The organism is Paraburkholderia franconis (assembly GCF_009362735.1).
GTDB lineage: Bacteria > Pseudomonadota > Gammaproteobacteria > Burkholderiales > Burkholderiaceae > Paraburkholderia > Paraburkholderia franconis.
On the sequence record NZ_WHNP01000019.1, the window covers coordinates 47,569 to 62,510 of the forward strand.

The following is a 14,942-nucleotide window of genomic DNA, read 5'->3' on the forward strand; positions in this document are numbered from 1 at the left end:
TGTCGCCGATAGCCGGTGATGCATCGCATCCGGTCACGGCGACGGAAAAGGCAGGACACCCTGATTTCAGAAGACCTTGCTGCCCGACGTTAAGAAACGCGCTTGCTGCAACAGATGATTCATGGTGCTCGATGCCGTCTTGTGAATCACTATGAGGCCGCGCATGCGAATGACCATTGCCCTTGCGTCGCGCCTCTTTGTCCGATCGTCCTGTTTTCGTGGGTGCGTCGAGCGGACTCATATTGCAAGCGGCGCACGGCAAGACAGCACGCAAACCGCGCCGGACGCGCCGCATAGCGTTGACGCGACCGCCCTTTAGTTATTCTTGACGTGCGCTTTCGTTTCGATTGCTCTAAAACTGGTCTGTGGACCTGGCGTCTGCGTCGACTAAAAAGGAGTGGTCATATGAATGCTCAAGGCGGTAACACTGTCGGCGCGAGCGAGCCGTGCGACAACACCGTCTTCGATCCTTCGCATCTCGCGGAGGGCATCGGCTTTCCGCCCGACGAAATCTTCGCGGCGCGCAGCAACGCGCATGGCATTTCGTTTTCGAAGCGGCATGAGACGGACAAAGATTTGGGAGCGCGTACTTCATGAACAGTCTCGACGGAACCATCGTCGCCGTGACGGGCGCCTTCGGCAGCCTGGGTCTCGGCACGGCGAACTTGCTGGCGCAGCGCGGCGCGAAAGTCGCGCTCATCGGACGCGGAGCGGCGCCCACGGACCTGCCCGCGCCGCTCGCGCAGGCCTGCATCGCGAGCGCTGTCGATCTCGCGGAACCAGAAGCCGCCCAACGTGCGATCGATTCGATCGCGGACCGGTTCGGCGGCCTGAACGCGCTCGTCAACGTGGCGGGCGGCTTCAGTTGGGAGACGGTCGCCGATGGCAGCGCGCAGACCTGGGAGCGAATGTTCGACGTGAACGTGAAGACGACGCTGAACGCATCGAAAGCGGCGCTTGCGCATCTGACCGCGGTGGCGGGCGGCCGCATCGTCAATGTCGGCGCGATGGCTGCGTTGAAAGCGGGAATGGGGATGGGCGCTTACGCGGCGTCGAAGGCTGCCGTGATGCGTTTGACGGAAGCGCTTGCCGAAGAACTCAAGGACAAGGGCGCGACCGTCAATGCGATCTTGCCGAGCATCATCGATACGCCGCAGAACCGTGCCGACATGCCCGACGCCGATTTCACGCGCTGGGTGACACCGGAGCAGATCGCCGCGGTGATCGCGTTCCTGCTGTCGAAAGAGGCGCAGTGCATCACAGGGGCGCTGATTCCGGTCGCCGGACGTGTTTGAACCTATCGCCCTGCATGATGAGCAATTTCCAGCATGCGGGCGATTGGAGCAGCCCGCACGCGAAGGTGCAGTCCACGCTCGATCCGCTCGTGCGCGCGAACTACAAGGATCGCTCCGGTGCGGCGGTCGGCTATCTGACGGCAGACCCCACCTCGATCAAGCCGGCTTGACGGCAACGCTCGCAGCGGTCCCGTCAAGACGCATCACGGGGAAATTGATGACGCTTCGGGCCGAAACGAAAGGCATGGCTCTCACGCGGTTCATCGACCCCTCTTCGGAGGGGCCTTTTTATCGCCGCACACTTTTGCGCAACGCTTGTACTGCTTGCGCAACTCGGCGATCTTCGCCGCGACACTCGCCAGAATGCCGAGCGCACCGATTGTTTCGACCAACGCGGAAAGCATGAACGTCTCCTCTTCACGGGCGATGGGTGCCGGCAACGTGAGACTGGAGCGTAATGCCCTTGCGTGCCGCTCACAATCTGGAAGTTCCGGACCCAGACTTCGCCGCTACCGAAGCATCACGTGCGCGCGAAGCAGGGCATGCGCAAACGGATGCGTCGATGAAGAGGAGGACGATTCACGCGACGCATGATTTGAATGTCGATACGCGCGGCAGGTTTCGTCTGAACGTTGGCTTGCCCACGGTGCAGCGCGCATTTGTCGGCGATACTGTGCTCGCGCACGGGGAAGCTTGCGCATCACGACAAGTCGAAAGAGGCAAAGCGTTGTGGCGTCTGCAAGCCACCAGCGCCACGCGGCGCGAACCTTTGCCGAACATCTGGCCTTGCGGCGCCGCCCGGCACTTCGGCCTCAAAAACCAAAGACTGAACGCCGGCTCTGGCCGGCGTTTTCTTCATCGCGTGCCGTGCGGCGCGGTAGCGGATCAAAGGACAACACAGCGGATAGCCCGACGCCGATCGCCCGCGCATTGCAGCATTACTGCGTGCGGATCGCGCATCGCCGGTAGTATCTGGGTTTGGCTTGCGCCTTCGCTCCCTATCCGTCGATGCCACATAACATGCGCGCTGTGCTCAACAAATGGCTTTTCATCGTCTACCTGCTGGGCAGCGGAACGATCTGGTCCACGGTGATGCTGCTGCTCTACCCGTTTGTCGGCCGCTCGGGCCGTTATTCGCTCGCGGCGTTATGGTGCCGCGCGCTGGTGCGGGTGATGCGCGTGTTGCCTGGCATCCGCTGCTCGATAGAAGGCCTGGAGCATCTGCCGAAAGAACCGTCGATCATCCTCTGCCGGCACGAGTCGACATGGGAGACGCTCGCGTTTCTCGCGCTCTTTCCGCGCCGGATCAGCTTCGTGTTCAAGCAGGATCTTTTGCGCATCCCGTTCTTCGGCTGGGTGCTGAAGGGACTCGACATGGTGAGTCTCGACCGCGGCTCGCCGCGGCAGGCACATGTCGCCGTCACGCGCGAAGCAGCGGAGCGCCTTGCGAAAGGCGATGTCGTCGTGATCTTTCCGGAAGGCACGCGCGTGCAGCATGATGCGCCCGTCAGGCTGACATCGGGCGGCGTGCGCCTCGCGTGCGCAACGGGCGCGATGATCGTGCCCGTGGTGCACAACGCGGGCAAGGTGTGGCCCGCGAAAGGCTGGCCGACGGGGGCGGGACACATCCGTGTCGTCGTCGGTCCTACGCTGTCGCCTGCCGAGCGATCGCCGCAGGAACTGATTCACGACGTTCACGACTGGATGCAGTCGGAGCTGAAGAAGCTCTAGCGCGGGCCTTTCGCATCGTGCCACGCGAAGGCCGGGTCGCCGGATCGCGCGCCGCGTGACGCGCTAGCTGCTCATGCCGTCACGGTGGCAGCGAGCGTGCCGTGCGAGATTTGCTGCTCGATGCGCATCAGGCCTTCGATCATCCGCGCTTCGGCCTTCGCAATGTCATCCAGCGATGCATCGGCGAGTTGCCGCTCGAAGATACCGAGCGCGATGGTCAGCCACGCGTAGTTGTCACCTTCGATGATCCACTTGCCGTGCATCTTCTCGATCGCATCGATCTCCGTCATTGCGATCTGCGCTTCGGCGATATCGTCGAGCGCTTCAGGAAGATGGCCGATGCGGCCGAGTTCTTCGGCGACGAGCAGTTGCCGTCCGAGCGTCGTGTACAGCTCGCGCGTGCCGTGACCTCGGCGGAACGCGTCGAGACTCGCGTACGCCTGCAGCAGCATCGCGCGCGTAATGGGCTCGTGCGCGGCGCGGCTGAACGTCAGCGCGCGCAGCAGCGGCGACATGGCGGGACGGGTCTGTTTGCGGCTTCGCGATTTGTGCGACATGGTGGTGTACCTCTTCTCTTCGATTCCGGCGAGTGCGGATAGCTCATGAACGCGCGGAAAAAGATGCCGCCGATGCACTGGCGGCACGTACAGGGGAAAGAAATCAATGACTATCTGCGTACGGATAATGAGCCGCGACAATTAAGACAGAATTAAATCGCGAGTGTCGTGCCGATCACCGCACGCGGGCTTCATTGAAAGTTACTGGTATTGCGCATGCGCTGCCTGACGCTGCGCCGCCTGTTCTTCGGCATGCTTCTTCGCAACGTGATGCCCGACGACACAGCCGCCGACCGCGCCGATGACGGCGTGATGCCCCGCGTAGTGTCCCGCGACGCCGCCGACCACAGCCCCCTTGAGGCAACCCGCCGCGTGCGCCGTCCCGCTGACGGCGACAAGAAGTGTTGCGGCGGCAAGCGCGGCCTTACCGAATGCTGTCATGCTGATACCCCGTTTCAGTTGTTCGATCCGATGTTGCGTCGGCGCGGCTGAATTCAATAGCCTTCACGAGTCGATTCGCAACGATAGCGTCAGCGCAGTGTACGCGGCAGCCCAGGCCGAAGGTGCAACACGTCTGCGAGTTTCGTAACAAGCAGTTAGACGGAATTGAAGGGCGTGGCGCCCTTCAATTCCAGCGCGGGGCGTCACGTGACAGTGCACGGTCACTGCGGCGGCGGCGTCGCGCGCAGACGGTGCGAGGTCTTCGGCGCGGCGGCCGCCGCCGATGCCGCTTCCGATACGCCGCTCGGACCCGAAGGCACATCGGCGGGACGCGTGGCAGGGCCCGCAGCGTTCGGATACATCGCCATCAGCGTGCGCAGCACGCCGTTCGTCCAGCCGAATCCATCCTGCAACGGGTACTCGCCGCCGCCCGCCGACGTCTTGCCCGCGCTCGCATCGACGTCGTATTTTTCGACCAGCTTGCCCGTGTGCTGGTAGTACGCGACGTTGGTGTGTATCCAGCGCGTCGCAATCTGCTGCGCGAGGTCCGCGTGGCCATAGCGACGCAAGCCCGTCACCGCGAGATATTGCAAAGGCGCCCAGCCGTTCGGCGCGTCCCATTGCTGTCCCGACTGGACTGTCGTCGTTGCGATGCCGCCGGGACGCAGCAGGCGCGCGCGGACCGTCGCGGCAACCGACGCAGCCTGCGCCTTTGTCGCGATGCCCGAATACAGCGGATAGACGGTCGCCGCGCTGAGCCGGTGCGTAAGCTGATGCTTGACGAAGTCGTAGTCGCCGAACGCATTCAGCTGCGAATCCCATGTGATGCGGCGAATCGCTTCGGCGCGCACAGCCGCGCGCTGTTCCATGTTTTCTGCGTGCGACGCGTCGCCCTGCACGCGATACGCCTTCGCCAGCGTGCGTTCGAGATCGACGAGCAGAGAGTTCAGATCGACGGGAATCAGCGACGTGACCTCGATTGTCGCGAGCGACTTGCCGTCGGCGAACCAGCGCGAACTGAAATCCCAGCCCGTTTCGCCGCCCGCGCGCAGGTTGCGCCACAGGTCGTCCGCGTTGCGCTGAGGCGTCGCTTGCGCGGTGACGACGTCTTCCGGATACGATTCGTCGCGCGGCGTGCCGCGTTCGTCCCAATACCGGTTGAGCAATGTGCCATCGGGCAGGCGCACGAGATGACGATATGCGCTGCCGGGTGCGATCTGGTTCTGGCCGTCCATCCAGTAAGCGTATTCTCTGCGCAGCGCGGGCAGATAGTGCAGATAGACCCGATCGCCTTCGCGTTCGGCCGCGAGACGCACCATCTGTGCGAAGAACGGCGGTTGCGAACGGCTGAGGTAGTACGTGCGGTTGCCATTGGGAATGTGGCCGTAGCGTTCGATCAGCGTCGCGAAGTTGTCGAGTTCGTCTTTCAGCAGATCTTCACGGCCGCTTTGTCGAAGACCCAGCATGATGAAGTATGAGTCCCAGTAGTAGATTTCGTCGAAGCGGTCGCCAGGGACGATGTACGGATGCGGAAGCGGCAGCAGCGACGACCACGGGCTCGCGTTCGAATCGGGGTCCCGCCGAAGCACGGGCCACAGCGTGTCGATATGCGCGGTGACGCTCTGGTTCGGATCGGACACGTAGTTTTTCGTTTCGCGTGCGGGCAGCGTGAAGCGCTCGTCGACGAAGTACTTGAGATCGAAATGCGCGTCTGATTTCTGACCGGCATAATCGGCGACGATTTCCTTCGGCGGCACGTTGGGCACCATATCGGCGAATGTCTTGCTGTCCGGATAGAGATGCGCGAGTTCGACGTCTCGATACAGGTCGCCGTATAAATCCGAAGGCGGAACGGGCACGACGGGCGATGCGTTCTGTGTGCCCCGGTTCGATACCGACGCTGTAGCGGATGCACCGGACGATGCGCTTGCGGGTAAGGCCTGCGCGTCGGCGGGCTGCGCGTTGAACGCGAGCAGCGCGCCGGCGCACAGGGTAATGCGAACGATGCGGGCGGCGTCGAAGGCTATCGAAAGCATGCGGCGGGCTTGGGGTTGCGGCATCGGAAGGGCGCTCCTCAGTGAAGACCGTTCGAAGACAAGGAGTCGCGCGAGCAAGGTATGTTCCCCGGCGGCGGATGTCCGCGCGTTCGCGAACGAAGCGCACGACGGCCGGCGCATCGCACCATGCGTTTAGACGGAAACACGCGATGACTGTTCAACAGCAAAACTGGATCAGAAGACTGGTGATCGCGCCCGAGACGCGCCGTTTCGCGCGCACGCTGACGGGCTGCGTGCTCAGCTACGGCGCTGCGCGGCTCGCGACTTTGCCGGAGGGATACTGGGCGCTGATCACGACGCTGATCGTCGTCACGCAGCCGAGCCTCACGCAAGCCATTACGACGGCGCGCGACCAGGTCATCGGCGCGTGCATCGGTGCGATTGTCGGCGGGATCGGCATCGTCGTGATCGAACGCGGCGCGGACCCGGTCGCCGTCGTTTCGATCGCGCTACTGCCGCTCGCGGCGCTCGCCGCGGCGCGGCCCGGACTGCGGCTCGCATGCGTGACGCTCGTGATCGTCGTGCTGGTTCCGGGCGGCGGCGGGTCGGCATTCGAGCGGCCTTTGCATCGCGTGGCCGAAATCATGATCGGCGCGGCGGCCGCGTTCATCGCGACCGTGATGTGGCCGAATCGCGCGGTGAAGCTCGCGCATCGCAATGCGCGCGAATGTCTGGAAGCGCTCGCACAGATGATCCAGCTTCGGCTTGCGGCGACGAGCGACGATGCCGCGCTGGCGCGGCTCGAACAGCGCAGCATCGACGCGCAGTCGGCGCTTGCCGAAGCGTTGCAGGAGGCCGGGCGCGAGCACGTCTTCGTGCCGATATTGCGCGGCAGCTCGGATGCGATCGACAAGGTGCAGCCGTTTTTAGTCCGCCTGCATCGCGATGTGCTCGTGTTCGGCCAGGCGCTCTTGCATGAGCGGATGGGCGACGGTTCGGCGCGCGTCGATGAGGCGTGGCCGGCATTGCCGCGCGTATTGACGTTGCTCGCCGATGCGGTCGGCGCTGTGCCTGTGAGTCAGCGCAAGCTGCGCGACGCGCGGGCGTCGCTCGCGCCGTTGCTGGAAAGGATCAACGGACATGCGGGCGGCAATCGTCCCGCATTCGCGCCGGGTGTCGAGCTTGTGATGAGCCTGATCGTCAAGGATATGGACGGGCTCGTACAAGTGCTGATGCCGTCCGGCAAAGGCGGCTCGATGTGACGAATCGTGTGCGCGTTGTACACGCATGCGTGGTCTGGCGCACGTCCCGCTTCGGCAAAACTAACGCCCTCGCGATCCAGCGACTATCCTTTTATGAGGCTTGGGCATTGCGTCGGTTATATCGAGCTGACGTGTGTTGAACATAGCTTCGACGTTAGCAAACGACTTTGCCAGGGCCGCGTGAGCTTGCGCGCTCGCGTCAATCGATTGAAGTTGCAACGATCGGACAAGGAGTTGAAAAATGAAGACCCTTGCGTTTGCACTTGCACTTGCTGGTTTCGCCGGGCTGGCCGCGCCCTTGGCCTCTTACGCGAAGATCGACCAGAACGCGGACTACTATCGCGCTGAAGATCGCGTGCGGAATACGTCCGGAGATCCGAAAGACGCTGCGCGGCAGGCGGAGCATGGCCAGGCGTCGTCGACTTCGGGCCGGTAGTGGTTTCGCGGTAGGTTCTGTTTGCGGTGGATCGGTCCCGGCTGCCCGCCGCAACGAAATCCCTGCTTCTGCAAAGCGTCTTTGCGCCTTGATGGCTGATTTCATCAGCCGCCGCAGCATAGCCACGCACGCGCCCACAACTCCCTGGCCGAAAGAATCTATCAACCACGAAGAAGGAATATCGGCGCGGGGCGTGGGCGATAATCAAGCGTCTCTCACATCAGTCAAGCGTCACGCATGCCGGACCCCGACCAACGCAACTCGACGGGGAAAAGAATCCAGTCAGGATTCAATCGAACGAGTGAGCGTTTACAATCCGGGCTCGCGTTTTTCACGAAAACGCAGCATCGGATCTGCCCCTCAATCATTTCGTTCAATCTCATGTCGACACCCAATCGCGCCAATAGCCGCCGTTCGCTGACTCTGCTCCAATTGCTCTCTCTCGTAGGCATCGCCGCCGTGATGTGCAGCGCGCTGCTGCGTCACTTCTACTAGACGGCGGCCGGCAAGACCCGCCGTTCGCCTGTCGTCCATTTCGCATGTACAAGAAAGCCACTGCTGTAGAAATCCAGTTCTCGCCCGACCGGCTCAACGATGGCGCCGGCGATCCCTTCTGGATCGACCTGAACCTGGCGGAAGCGGTGGCCCTGCATCAGGCGCTGCAACGCTATCTCAATGCGTCAGCCGGTGAGCAGCCGACGCCGCTCGTCGTGTCGCTCGATCGCGACAACAGCGCGGCAGCGGTGGAATCGCGCGGATCGAATGACGCGGCCGCAACGCAAACGCCGTCATCAAAAGACGAATTCAAGCAGTGGGTATGCGTGATTTGCGGCTGGATCTACGACGAGGCAGCCGGCTTGCCTGAGGAAGGCATTGCGCCCGGCACGCGCTGGGCCGACGTGCCGGAAAGCTGGCGCTGCCCGCTCTGCGATGTCGGCAAGCAAGACTTTGCGCTCGTGGAATTCTGAGCGACGATCAGGCCTCCGCTGACGCCATCGTTCGCGTGCACTCTCTGACCATCGACCGATAGATCGGATCAGCGACACGGCGCTGAAAATACTCGACGAGCGTATCGTTCGCGTGCGGTCTGAGCCGAACGCCGATCGCGATACCGCGAAACAGCGACTGCGCCTCGATCCTGACCGCGCCGTTCGCGCGCACCTCGCTGAAATGCCGCACGCTCGATTGCCAGCGGCCGGCGATGCATCCCTCCACATCCGATACCGTCTGCACAGTTTGCGCCGAGTAGTTCGGCGCCAGTGAAAAGAGACTGTCCTTGCGCGAGCACGCGGCGAGCGCGACGCACATGATCGCGGCGACAGCGAGATGAGAGAGGTTCAATTTTCGGTCCGTCAGGGCAGTTGAAGCGCGTGGAGAGCTTGTGAAACGCGCGCGGCGATAAGAGCCAGCGAGAGCGAGTATACTTTCGCGCCTTGAATGTTTCGCGATGCATGTGCATCGCATTGAATTTCGAGGCGCCACACTGCAATGAAAAGCATCACCGCTATATCTGGCATCTTGTGCCTCATCTGGTTCTGCTCGACCGCCTTTTCGCAGTCTCCGTCCCAGACCGACGTGCCTGACGACTATGCGTACCTCACGCGTCTTCACGTGCATCCCGCCGTCATCAACTGTATCGCCGAACTCGACCGCTGGATTCGAACTACGTCACGCTATGACATGTTTCTCGCGCCCGATCGCCGTGTGCTGAAAGCCAAGGTCGACGGCGGCAGCGGCGTTTTCTCCGGCAACAATGGCGCTCAACCCGTCGAGTCGACGGTGACGATGCGCGCGTTTGCCCGCGTGCGCAGTAAGCAGTCGTGGATTCCTGTCGTCGCGAAGTGCGGGATATGGCACGAGCACGTCGTCGGCGTGTCGCTGCAGAAATACGAGGGCCATACGCCCGTCGTGCATTGAAGCGCGTGAGGGCTAGTCTCCGCGATCGTTCAGCTTGAATCCCGCCGACGGGCTATACGAAAGCCTGTGCCTCGGAGCGAGCAGATCATAGTCGCGCAACGCGGACAAGTAGGACGGACCGTGAATGATGGCTGGCGACGGCGTCGATGCTCGATGCCTTTCGGGCGCGGGCGGTGGCTGCAGGAGCGCCGAATCGAAATCGGAACCGGATGGCAGGTTGGCGAGCACGATAGCCTGCGAGCCCGCGCCAGCCGAATGAACTCCGGCTGCGGCAAACGCTGCCATCCACGCTGCGAGCAGAACGACGTAAGATTTCATCTGCTACCGGAAATGCGCACACTGATCCGTCGGCGCGTCTTTGCGCACGATGCGCCAATCCGCGGCTATGAATCGATATTAGTCACGCAGTGACATAATTTCAACCAGCACCCGACATCGATGGAGTCTCCCATGGCAGCACGTCCCGCCGCTGCGGTCGAAGCCCCGACCAAGCAGGATCTGGAGGCGATGTCCGCGTTCCGATACCAGTTGCGGCGCTTCCTGCGTTTTTCCGAGGAGGTGACGCACACGGCCGGCATCACGCCGTTGCAGTATCAGCTGATGCTGCATGTGCAGGGCATCGAAGGACGCGACTGGGCGACGGTCGGCGAGCTTGCGGAGCGTCTGCAGGCGGCGCCTCACGGCACGGTGGCGCTCGTGTCGCGCTGTGAATCGGCGGGGCTCGTCGCGCGCAAGACAAGCCGCAGCGACCGCCGCCAGGTGGAGGTGCATTTGACGTCCAAGGGTGAACGCCTTCTGCTTCGGCTCGCTACCTTGCACAAGTCCGAGATGAAAGCCTTTGGCTGGGCATTCAATGGCGGGCTCGAAGGCGCGTGAACTCGCGCCGGCGCCGTTTTGCGCCGCGCCGCCGCGATGAATGGCACAGCATGATGCATTCGCCGCCCGTTAGCCCGTTTTACCCGTTACCCAAGTTCGTCGATCATCAACCGCGCGGCGGGCGATAACACGGAACCGCGCCGCGTCACAATCCCATACGGTTCGGTGCGGGATTGCACTTCGATTGCAAGTGTCCGTGCAAGGCCATGATCGGACAGCATCGCGGCCATGTCGCGCGGCATCAGCGAAACGAGTGCCGGGTCGCGCTGCAGCATCAGCACCGTCGTCATCGTCGACGCGGTTTCGATCGTGTGAGGCGGCACGGGGAGTCCCGCCTCCTTGAACTCGCGTTCGAACAGCCCGCGCAGCGGCATCATGCTCGGATAGACGATCCATCGGGAAGACGCGAGATCGGCGAGCTTCAAGTCTTGCGCGTCCGCCAATGGATGCGCGAGGCTCGCGACGATCGCAGCCGGTTCGTCGCTCAGTTCCCGATAGTCGTAATGATCGGGCTGCCGCGCGACGGTCTTGCGGCAGATGGCCAGATCGAGCCGCCCCTGGTCGAGCAGCGCGAGGAGCCGCGCGCTCGTGTCTTCGACGACTTCGACCGACAACGTGGGCTGTCTCTGCCGCAGACGCATCAACGCATCGACCAGCACGCCCGACACCGCGCCCGTGATCGCGCCGACGGCGAGCCTTCCGCCCGAGCCTTGCAGAATGCCTTCCATCTCTTCGCGAAGATGCGCGACGTCCATGTGGATCAGGCGCGCGTAACGGATCACGCAGCGCCCGAGTTCATTCGGCTGGATGCCGTGCGGCGAGCGCGTGAAAAGCGTCGCGCCGAACGTCGCTTCGATTTCGCGCAGCGCTTTGGTTGCGCCGGGCTGGGTCAACGCCATCTCGTCGGCGGCGCGATGCAGCGAGCCGTGCTCGTCGAGCACGATCAGAAGACGCAGTTGCTTGAGCCGCAGACGCGCGGCAATCGAATCGACATTCGGCAGCATGGGCTTATTGTGCTCTAAGCTTTTCCATCAGGAAGTCCACGAAGCAGCGCACGCGCGTCGACAGATGCCGCGCATGCGGATACAGCAAAACGAACGGACGTGTGCGGCCGCCATAGGGCGTGAGCACTTCGCGCAGCGTTCCATCCTCGAGATCGCGATCCGCGACGAACCGATAGGTCTGGAAAAGGCCCGCTCCGTGGCGTGCAAGGGTGACGCCGGCCAGCACGTCGCCGGATGTGCTGTATCCGCCGCGCGTCATCATCTCCAGTTCTTCGCCTTCTCGCGTGAAGAGCCACGGTAGATTGCGTCCCGTGCTCGGCAACGCGTACTGAATGCACTCGTGGTTGATCAGATCGTCGGGTGTCTCCAGCTTGCCGGCCGATTTCAGATACGCCGGCGAAGCGACGACGACGAGCTCGGCATCTTCGAGCTTGCGCGCGATCAGTGCGGAGTCGTCGGGCGCGCGGCCTCGTATGGCGAGATCGAAGCCTTCGTCGGCGAAGTCGATATTGCGGTTGCTCAGATGTGCCTCGACGGTCACGCCGGGATAGCGCGCGCGGAATTCGGCCAGCAACGGCAGCACGCGATAGTGGCTGTACGGCGTCGGCATGCTGATGCGCAAGACGCCCGTGGGCGTGCTCTGCTGTCCCGTCACTTCGCGCTCGGCGTCGGCAAGCTGGTTGAGCGCCTGACGACATTGCTCGAAGTAACGGCGCCCCGCATCGGTGAGCCGGATCTGTCTCGTCGTGCGCACGAAGAGCCGCACGCCGAGGCGCGACTCCAGGCGCGCGACGGAACGGCTCACGGCAGCAGGCGTCACGCTCGCGGCCGTCGCGGCGACCGTGAAGCTCTCCAGTTCGGCCGCGAGGCAGAACAGTTCGATGCTGCCCAGAAGAAGGTCTTCGAATTGACGCTGCATGGCCTTTCCATGATCTGCCGGATGTGCCGCTCGTTTTGCCTGACGCAAAGGCACGGCGCGGTGCAGCGGGACGGTTGACGGCGGGTCCGCAGAGGATAGCAGGTCTTGAGGTAGGGGCCGGCTCGCAGCGCCGCGCGTGTCGGTTACGGCTCGCGATACAACGAGCCACTGCTGCCGCAACGATACGCGAGTTGCCCGATCTGTTCCCGCCGCTCAACAGTGTCTTGACTGGCAACCGGTTGACCGGTCTTTGCCCGATAACCGATCATCCCATGTAAAGAGGCTATGCTTGCAGGAGCATTTCCAGCCGAAAGCAGGGACCTTCGACTAGCCGCGCGGGCGTGTGGATTGCAGGCGGCACGGTCTCCAACTTACGCGATGAGGTCATCAGATGAGCAATCGTTTCGAAGACAAGCCGCTTCTCAAGCTGCTTGGCATCAGCAAGCCGATCATTCAGGCGCCCATGGCTGGCACCAGCACGCCTGCGCTCGCCGCGGCCGTCTCGAATGCGGGCGGCCTCGGATCGCTCGGCGTGGGCGCGATGAATGCCGAAGCCGCGCGAAAGGCAATCCGCGATACGCGCGCTTTGACCAACGCGCCTTTCAACATCAACGTGTTTTGCCATGAACCCGCGACCGCCGATGCGAAAGTCGAAAAGGAATGGCTGAACTGGCTTGCGCCGCACTTCGAGAAGTACGGCGCAAGCGCACCTGAAAATCTCAGCGAGATCTATACGAGCTTCGTCGAAGATCAGGCGATGCTTGACGTGTTTCTCGAGGAAAAGCCAGCTATCGTCAGCTTCCATTTCGGCTTGCCTTCGAAAGAGATCATCGAGGCGCTAAAGGACGCGGGCATCAAGCTGCTGGCGTCGGCGACGAATCTGGACGAGGCGGCCGCCGTCGCCGATGCGGGTGTCGATGGCCTGGTCGCGCAAGGTATCGAAGCGGGCGGACATCGCGGCGTGTTCGATACGCAAGCCTTCGACGAAGGCCTGGGCACGTTCGCGCTCACGCGCCTCTTCGTGCAGAAAATTGATCTGCCCGTGATTGCGGCGGGCGGGATCATGGACGGCGCCGGCATCGCGGCGGTGCTTGCGCTCGGCGCGCAGGCCGCGCAACTCGGAACGGCATTCGTCCCGTGCCCGGAGACGTCGATCGACGAAGGCTACCGCCGCGCCATTCTCGGCGATCCGGCGTACCACACCGTTTTGACGTCGGCGATTTCGGGGCGGCCGGCGCGCAGCATGGTGAACAGGTTCACGGAACTCGGCCGCTCGGCGGATCGTCCTGAGACGCCGTCTTATCCGATCACCTACGACGCGGGCAAGGCGCTGCATGCCGCCGCGAAAGCAAAAGGTGAGTTCGGTTATGGCGCGCAGTGGGGCGGCCAGGCGGCTGCGCTCGCCCGCTCGCTGCCCGCCGCTGAGCTGGTCGCGCAGCTGGAAACGGAACTCGTCGAGGCAATCCGGCGTTTGCAGCAGTTCGCGTCGTGAAGGAATGGATCGGCGCGAGATGACAGACCAGACTAGCTGTGCAGAAGCCGGCGAGAACTTGCGCGACATCGGCGCTACGGTGTTGTCGATCAATGTCGGCTTGATCCAGCCTCTCGACGTCGGGCTGTCTTCCGAGGGGCTGCAAGTCGAGTCGGCGATACGCAAGCGCTCGATTAGCAGCGCGAGCGAAGGCGCGATCGTCGAAGTGAAGAAGCTGGGCTTCGTCGGCGACGAGCAGGCGGACCTCAGCGTTCACGGCGGGCTCGACAAGGCCGTCTATCTGTACCCGATCGAGCACTACGCATGGTGGCGCGAGCGGCGCATCGAGGCGGGTGTCGCGCAGGCGGACAGACTGCTCGAATTCGGCGCGTTGGGCGAGAACCTGACGACTCAGGGCGTGCTCGAAACGGACCTGTGGGTCGGAGACGTGCTTGTCATCGACGAAATCAGGTTACGTGTCGAAGCGCCACGTAGTCCGTGCTTCAAGCTGAACGCGGTGATGGGCTACAGGCGCGCGGTAAAGCACATGTATCAGAGCGGATTTGCGGGCGTCTATTTGAGCGTCGTGCAAACGGGGCTGGTGCGGGCGGGTTCGCGTATCGGACTTGTGCCGGGGCGTCGCGAGCAATCGATCAGCAGCATGCTCGACTTGCGCCGCAGCCGCGCGCATAGAGAACCCTGAACGAAATAGTGCGGGCCTATTGCGCGGAGAACCGTTAAATCCCTTTACCCAATAGCCCGCAAACGGCTGCTTCAATTTGCCGGCACTCAGCCCGGCTTCTTCGCTTTCTCCCGACGATATTCCTCGACGGGCAGCCCGCCCCATCCCCAGTTCTCCGTCTCGACTTCCTGAATGACGACGAATGTCGCTTCGAGCGGCTTGTTGAGCACGTTGAGCAGCAGCTCGCTGGCTCCCTTGACCAGTTGCGCCTTCTCTTCCGGCGTCACCGCGTTGGTGCCGGGCTTGTTTCCTTCACGAGTAACCTGAATGGTCACGATAGGCATGGCAATCTCC

The 14,942-nt window shown here is 62.9% G+C and carries 19 protein-coding genes and 1 pseudogene; 11 read left to right on the forward strand and 9 right to left on the reverse strand.

The genetic code is table 11. The features are described from left to right. Positions 1–405: 405 nt before the first annotated feature. The 3 genes and pseudogenes from GCT13_RS20985 to GCT13_RS48465 form a co-directional block, all read left to right on the forward strand. Positions 406–597, forward strand: coding sequence for a hypothetical protein (locus tag GCT13_RS20985; RefSeq protein WP_152761204.1), 192 nt, complete (start codon positions 406–408; stop codon positions 595–597). After that, positions 594–1,295 (forward strand): SDR family NAD(P)-dependent oxidoreductase, encoded by a 702-nt coding sequence (locus GCT13_RS20990; RefSeq protein WP_152761206.1) that lies wholly within the window; start codon positions 594–596, stop codon positions 1,293–1,295. Before GCT13_RS20985 ends, GCT13_RS20990 begins: the two co-directional genes overlap by 4 nt. A 14-nt stretch (positions 1,296–1,309) precedes the next feature. Further along, a pseudogene (locus GCT13_RS48465) lies at positions 1,310–1,465 on the forward strand (hypothetical protein); the annotation flags it as partial. Positions 1,466–1,555: 90 nt separating this feature from the next. Here GCT13_RS48465 and GCT13_RS48470 read toward each other — a convergent pair. Continuing rightward, complete coding sequence (locus GCT13_RS48470; protein ID WP_193727715.1) at positions 1,556–1,699, reverse strand: hypothetical protein; 144 nt, start codon at positions 1,697–1,699, stop codon at positions 1,556–1,558. Between the two features lie 616 nt (positions 1,700–2,315). Between GCT13_RS48470 and GCT13_RS20995 the strand changes: the two genes are divergently transcribed. Next, positions 2,316–3,026, forward strand: coding sequence for a lysophospholipid acyltransferase family protein (locus GCT13_RS20995; RefSeq protein WP_152761208.1), 711 nt, complete (start codon positions 2,316–2,318; stop codon positions 3,024–3,026). A gap of 71 nt (positions 3,027–3,097) precedes the next feature. Here the strand turns inward: GCT13_RS20995 and GCT13_RS21000 are convergent, their stop codons facing one another. The 3 genes from GCT13_RS21000 to treF all read right to left on the reverse strand — a co-directional run bounded on the left by GCT13_RS21000 (position 3,098) and on the right by treF (position 6,060). Further along, positions 3,098–3,583 (reverse strand): hypothetical protein, encoded by a 486-nt coding sequence (locus tag GCT13_RS21000; protein ID WP_152761210.1) that lies wholly within the window; start codon positions 3,581–3,583, stop codon positions 3,098–3,100. Between the two features lie 201 nt (positions 3,584–3,784). Further along, positions 3,785–4,024 (reverse strand): hypothetical protein, encoded by a 240-nt coding sequence (locus tag GCT13_RS21005; RefSeq protein WP_152761212.1) that lies wholly within the window; start codon positions 4,022–4,024, stop codon positions 3,785–3,787. Positions 4,025–4,245: 221 nt separating this feature from the next. Continuing rightward, a complete protein-coding gene (treF, locus tag GCT13_RS21010; RefSeq protein WP_152761369.1) occupies positions 4,246–6,060 on the reverse strand; it encodes an alpha,alpha-trehalase TreF in 1,815 nt (604 codons plus the stop codon). 170 nt (positions 6,061–6,230) lie between these two features. Between treF and GCT13_RS21015 the strand changes: the two genes are divergently transcribed. The 3 genes from GCT13_RS21015 to GCT13_RS21025 all read left to right on the forward strand — a co-directional run bounded on the left by GCT13_RS21015 (position 6,231) and on the right by GCT13_RS21025 (position 8,687). Continuing rightward, positions 6,231–7,283, forward strand: a complete 1,053-nt coding sequence (locus GCT13_RS21015) for an FUSC family protein (RefSeq protein WP_152761214.1) — start codon at positions 6,231–6,233, stop codon at positions 7,281–7,283. Between the two features lie 241 nt (positions 7,284–7,524). Continuing rightward, positions 7,525–7,719, forward strand: coding sequence for a hypothetical protein (locus GCT13_RS21020; protein WP_152761216.1), 195 nt, complete (start codon positions 7,525–7,527; stop codon positions 7,717–7,719). Between the two features lie 539 nt (positions 7,720–8,258). Continuing rightward, entirely contained in the window at positions 8,259–8,687 is a 429-nt protein-coding gene (locus tag GCT13_RS21025; protein ID WP_152761218.1) for a rubredoxin, read from the forward strand. 7 nt (positions 8,688–8,694) lie between these two features. On the opposite strand, the gene GCT13_RS21030 is transcribed toward GCT13_RS21025, so the two are convergent. Beyond that, positions 8,695–9,060: a hypothetical protein gene (locus GCT13_RS21030; RefSeq protein WP_152761220.1), complete on the reverse strand. Its 366-nt coding sequence runs from the start codon at positions 9,058–9,060 to the stop codon at positions 8,695–8,697. 147 nt (positions 9,061–9,207) lie between these two features. On the opposite strand from GCT13_RS21030, the gene GCT13_RS21035 reads away from it, so the two are divergent. Beyond that, a complete protein-coding gene (locus GCT13_RS21035; protein WP_152761222.1) occupies positions 9,208–9,636 on the forward strand; it encodes a BspC domain-containing protein in 429 nt (142 codons plus the stop codon). Positions 9,637–9,648: 12 nt separating this feature from the next. On the opposite strand, the gene GCT13_RS21040 is transcribed toward GCT13_RS21035, so the two are convergent. Continuing rightward, on the reverse strand, positions 9,649–9,954 hold the full coding sequence (locus tag GCT13_RS21040) for a hypothetical protein (RefSeq protein ID WP_152761224.1): 306 nt from the start codon (positions 9,952–9,954) through the stop codon (positions 9,649–9,651). A gap of 132 nt (positions 9,955–10,086) precedes the next feature. On the opposite strand from GCT13_RS21040, the gene GCT13_RS21045 reads away from it, so the two are divergent. After that, the gene (locus GCT13_RS21045) at positions 10,087–10,512 is read left to right on the forward strand and encodes a MarR family winged helix-turn-helix transcriptional regulator (protein WP_152761229.1); all 426 of its coding nucleotides are present in this window, start codon (positions 10,087–10,089) and stop codon (positions 10,510–10,512) included. Between the two features lie 86 nt (positions 10,513–10,598). Here the strand turns inward: GCT13_RS21045 and GCT13_RS21050 are convergent, their stop codons facing one another. After that, on the reverse strand, positions 10,599–11,516 hold the full coding sequence (locus tag GCT13_RS21050; RefSeq protein ID WP_152761231.1) for a LysR family transcriptional regulator: 918 nt from the start codon (positions 11,514–11,516) through the stop codon (positions 10,599–10,601). 4 nt (positions 11,517–11,520) lie between these two features. After that, on the reverse strand, positions 11,521–12,435 hold the full coding sequence (locus tag GCT13_RS21055; protein ID WP_152761233.1) for a LysR family transcriptional regulator: 915 nt from the start codon (positions 12,433–12,435) through the stop codon (positions 11,521–11,523). Positions 12,436–12,826: 391 nt separating this feature from the next. On the opposite strand from GCT13_RS21055, the gene GCT13_RS21060 reads away from it, so the two are divergent. Both GCT13_RS21060 and GCT13_RS21065 read left to right on the forward strand, forming a co-directional pair. Beyond that, a complete protein-coding gene (locus GCT13_RS21060) occupies positions 12,827–13,927 on the forward strand; it encodes an NAD(P)H-dependent flavin oxidoreductase (RefSeq protein ID WP_152761235.1) in 1,101 nt (366 codons plus the stop codon). 19 nt (positions 13,928–13,946) lie between these two features. Then, positions 13,947–14,609, forward strand: coding sequence for an MOSC domain-containing protein (locus tag GCT13_RS21065; RefSeq protein ID WP_152761237.1), 663 nt, complete (start codon positions 13,947–13,949; stop codon positions 14,607–14,609). Positions 14,610–14,695: 86 nt separating this feature from the next. Here the strand turns inward: GCT13_RS21065 and GCT13_RS21070 are convergent, their stop codons facing one another. Further along, positions 14,696–14,932, reverse strand: coding sequence for a tautomerase family protein (locus GCT13_RS21070; protein WP_152761239.1), 237 nt, complete (start codon positions 14,930–14,932; stop codon positions 14,696–14,698). Positions 14,933–14,942: the final 10 nt, after the last annotated feature.

Bases quoted from the DNA above. Each gene is read 5' to 3' on its own strand.
- GCT13_RS20985 (WP_152761204.1), top strand. From the start codon at position 406: ATGAATGCTCAAGGCGGTAACACTGTCGGCGCGAGCGAGCCGTGCGAC.
- GCT13_RS20990 (WP_152761206.1), top strand. From the start codon at position 594: ATGAACAGTCTCGACGGAACCATCGTCGCCGTGACGGGCGCCTTCGGC.
- GCT13_RS48470 (WP_193727715.1), bottom strand. From the start codon at position 1,699: ATGCTTTCCGCGTTGGTCGAAACAATCGGTGCGCTCGGCATTCTGGCG.
- GCT13_RS20995 (WP_152761208.1), top strand. From the start codon at position 2,316: ATGCGCGCTGTGCTCAACAAATGGCTTTTCATCGTCTACCTGCTGGGC.
- GCT13_RS21000 (WP_152761210.1), bottom strand. From the start codon at position 3,583: ATGTCGCACAAATCGCGAAGCCGCAAACAGACCCGTCCCGCCATGTCG.
- GCT13_RS21005 (WP_152761212.1), bottom strand. From the start codon at position 4,024: ATGACAGCATTCGGTAAGGCCGCGCTTGCCGCCGCAACACTTCTTGTC.
- treF (WP_152761369.1), bottom strand. From the start codon at position 6,060: ATGCTTTCGATAGCCTTCGACGCCGCCCGCATCGTTCGCATTACCCTG.
- GCT13_RS21015 (WP_152761214.1), top strand. From the start codon at position 6,231: ATGACTGTTCAACAGCAAAACTGGATCAGAAGACTGGTGATCGCGCCC.
- GCT13_RS21020 (WP_152761216.1), top strand. From the start codon at position 7,525: ATGAAGACCCTTGCGTTTGCACTTGCACTTGCTGGTTTCGCCGGGCTG.
- GCT13_RS21025 (WP_152761218.1), top strand. From the start codon at position 8,259: ATGTACAAGAAAGCCACTGCTGTAGAAATCCAGTTCTCGCCCGACCGG.
- GCT13_RS21035 (WP_152761222.1), top strand. From the start codon at position 9,208: ATGAAAAGCATCACCGCTATATCTGGCATCTTGTGCCTCATCTGGTTC.
- GCT13_RS21040 (WP_152761224.1), bottom strand. From the start codon at position 9,954: ATGAAATCTTACGTCGTTCTGCTCGCAGCGTGGATGGCAGCGTTTGCC.
- GCT13_RS21045 (WP_152761229.1), top strand. From the start codon at position 10,087: ATGGCAGCACGTCCCGCCGCTGCGGTCGAAGCCCCGACCAAGCAGGAT.
- GCT13_RS21050 (WP_152761231.1), bottom strand. From the start codon at position 11,516: ATGCTGCCGAATGTCGATTCGATTGCCGCGCGTCTGCGGCTCAAGCAA.
- GCT13_RS21055 (WP_152761233.1), bottom strand. From the start codon at position 12,435: ATGCAGCGTCAATTCGAAGACCTTCTTCTGGGCAGCATCGAACTGTTC.
- GCT13_RS21060 (WP_152761235.1), top strand. From the start codon at position 12,827: ATGAGCAATCGTTTCGAAGACAAGCCGCTTCTCAAGCTGCTTGGCATC.
- GCT13_RS21065 (WP_152761237.1), top strand. From the start codon at position 13,947: ATGACAGACCAGACTAGCTGTGCAGAAGCCGGCGAGAACTTGCGCGAC.
- GCT13_RS21070 (WP_152761239.1), bottom strand. From the start codon at position 14,932: ATGCCTATCGTGACCATTCAGGTTACTCGTGAAGGAAACAAGCCCGGC.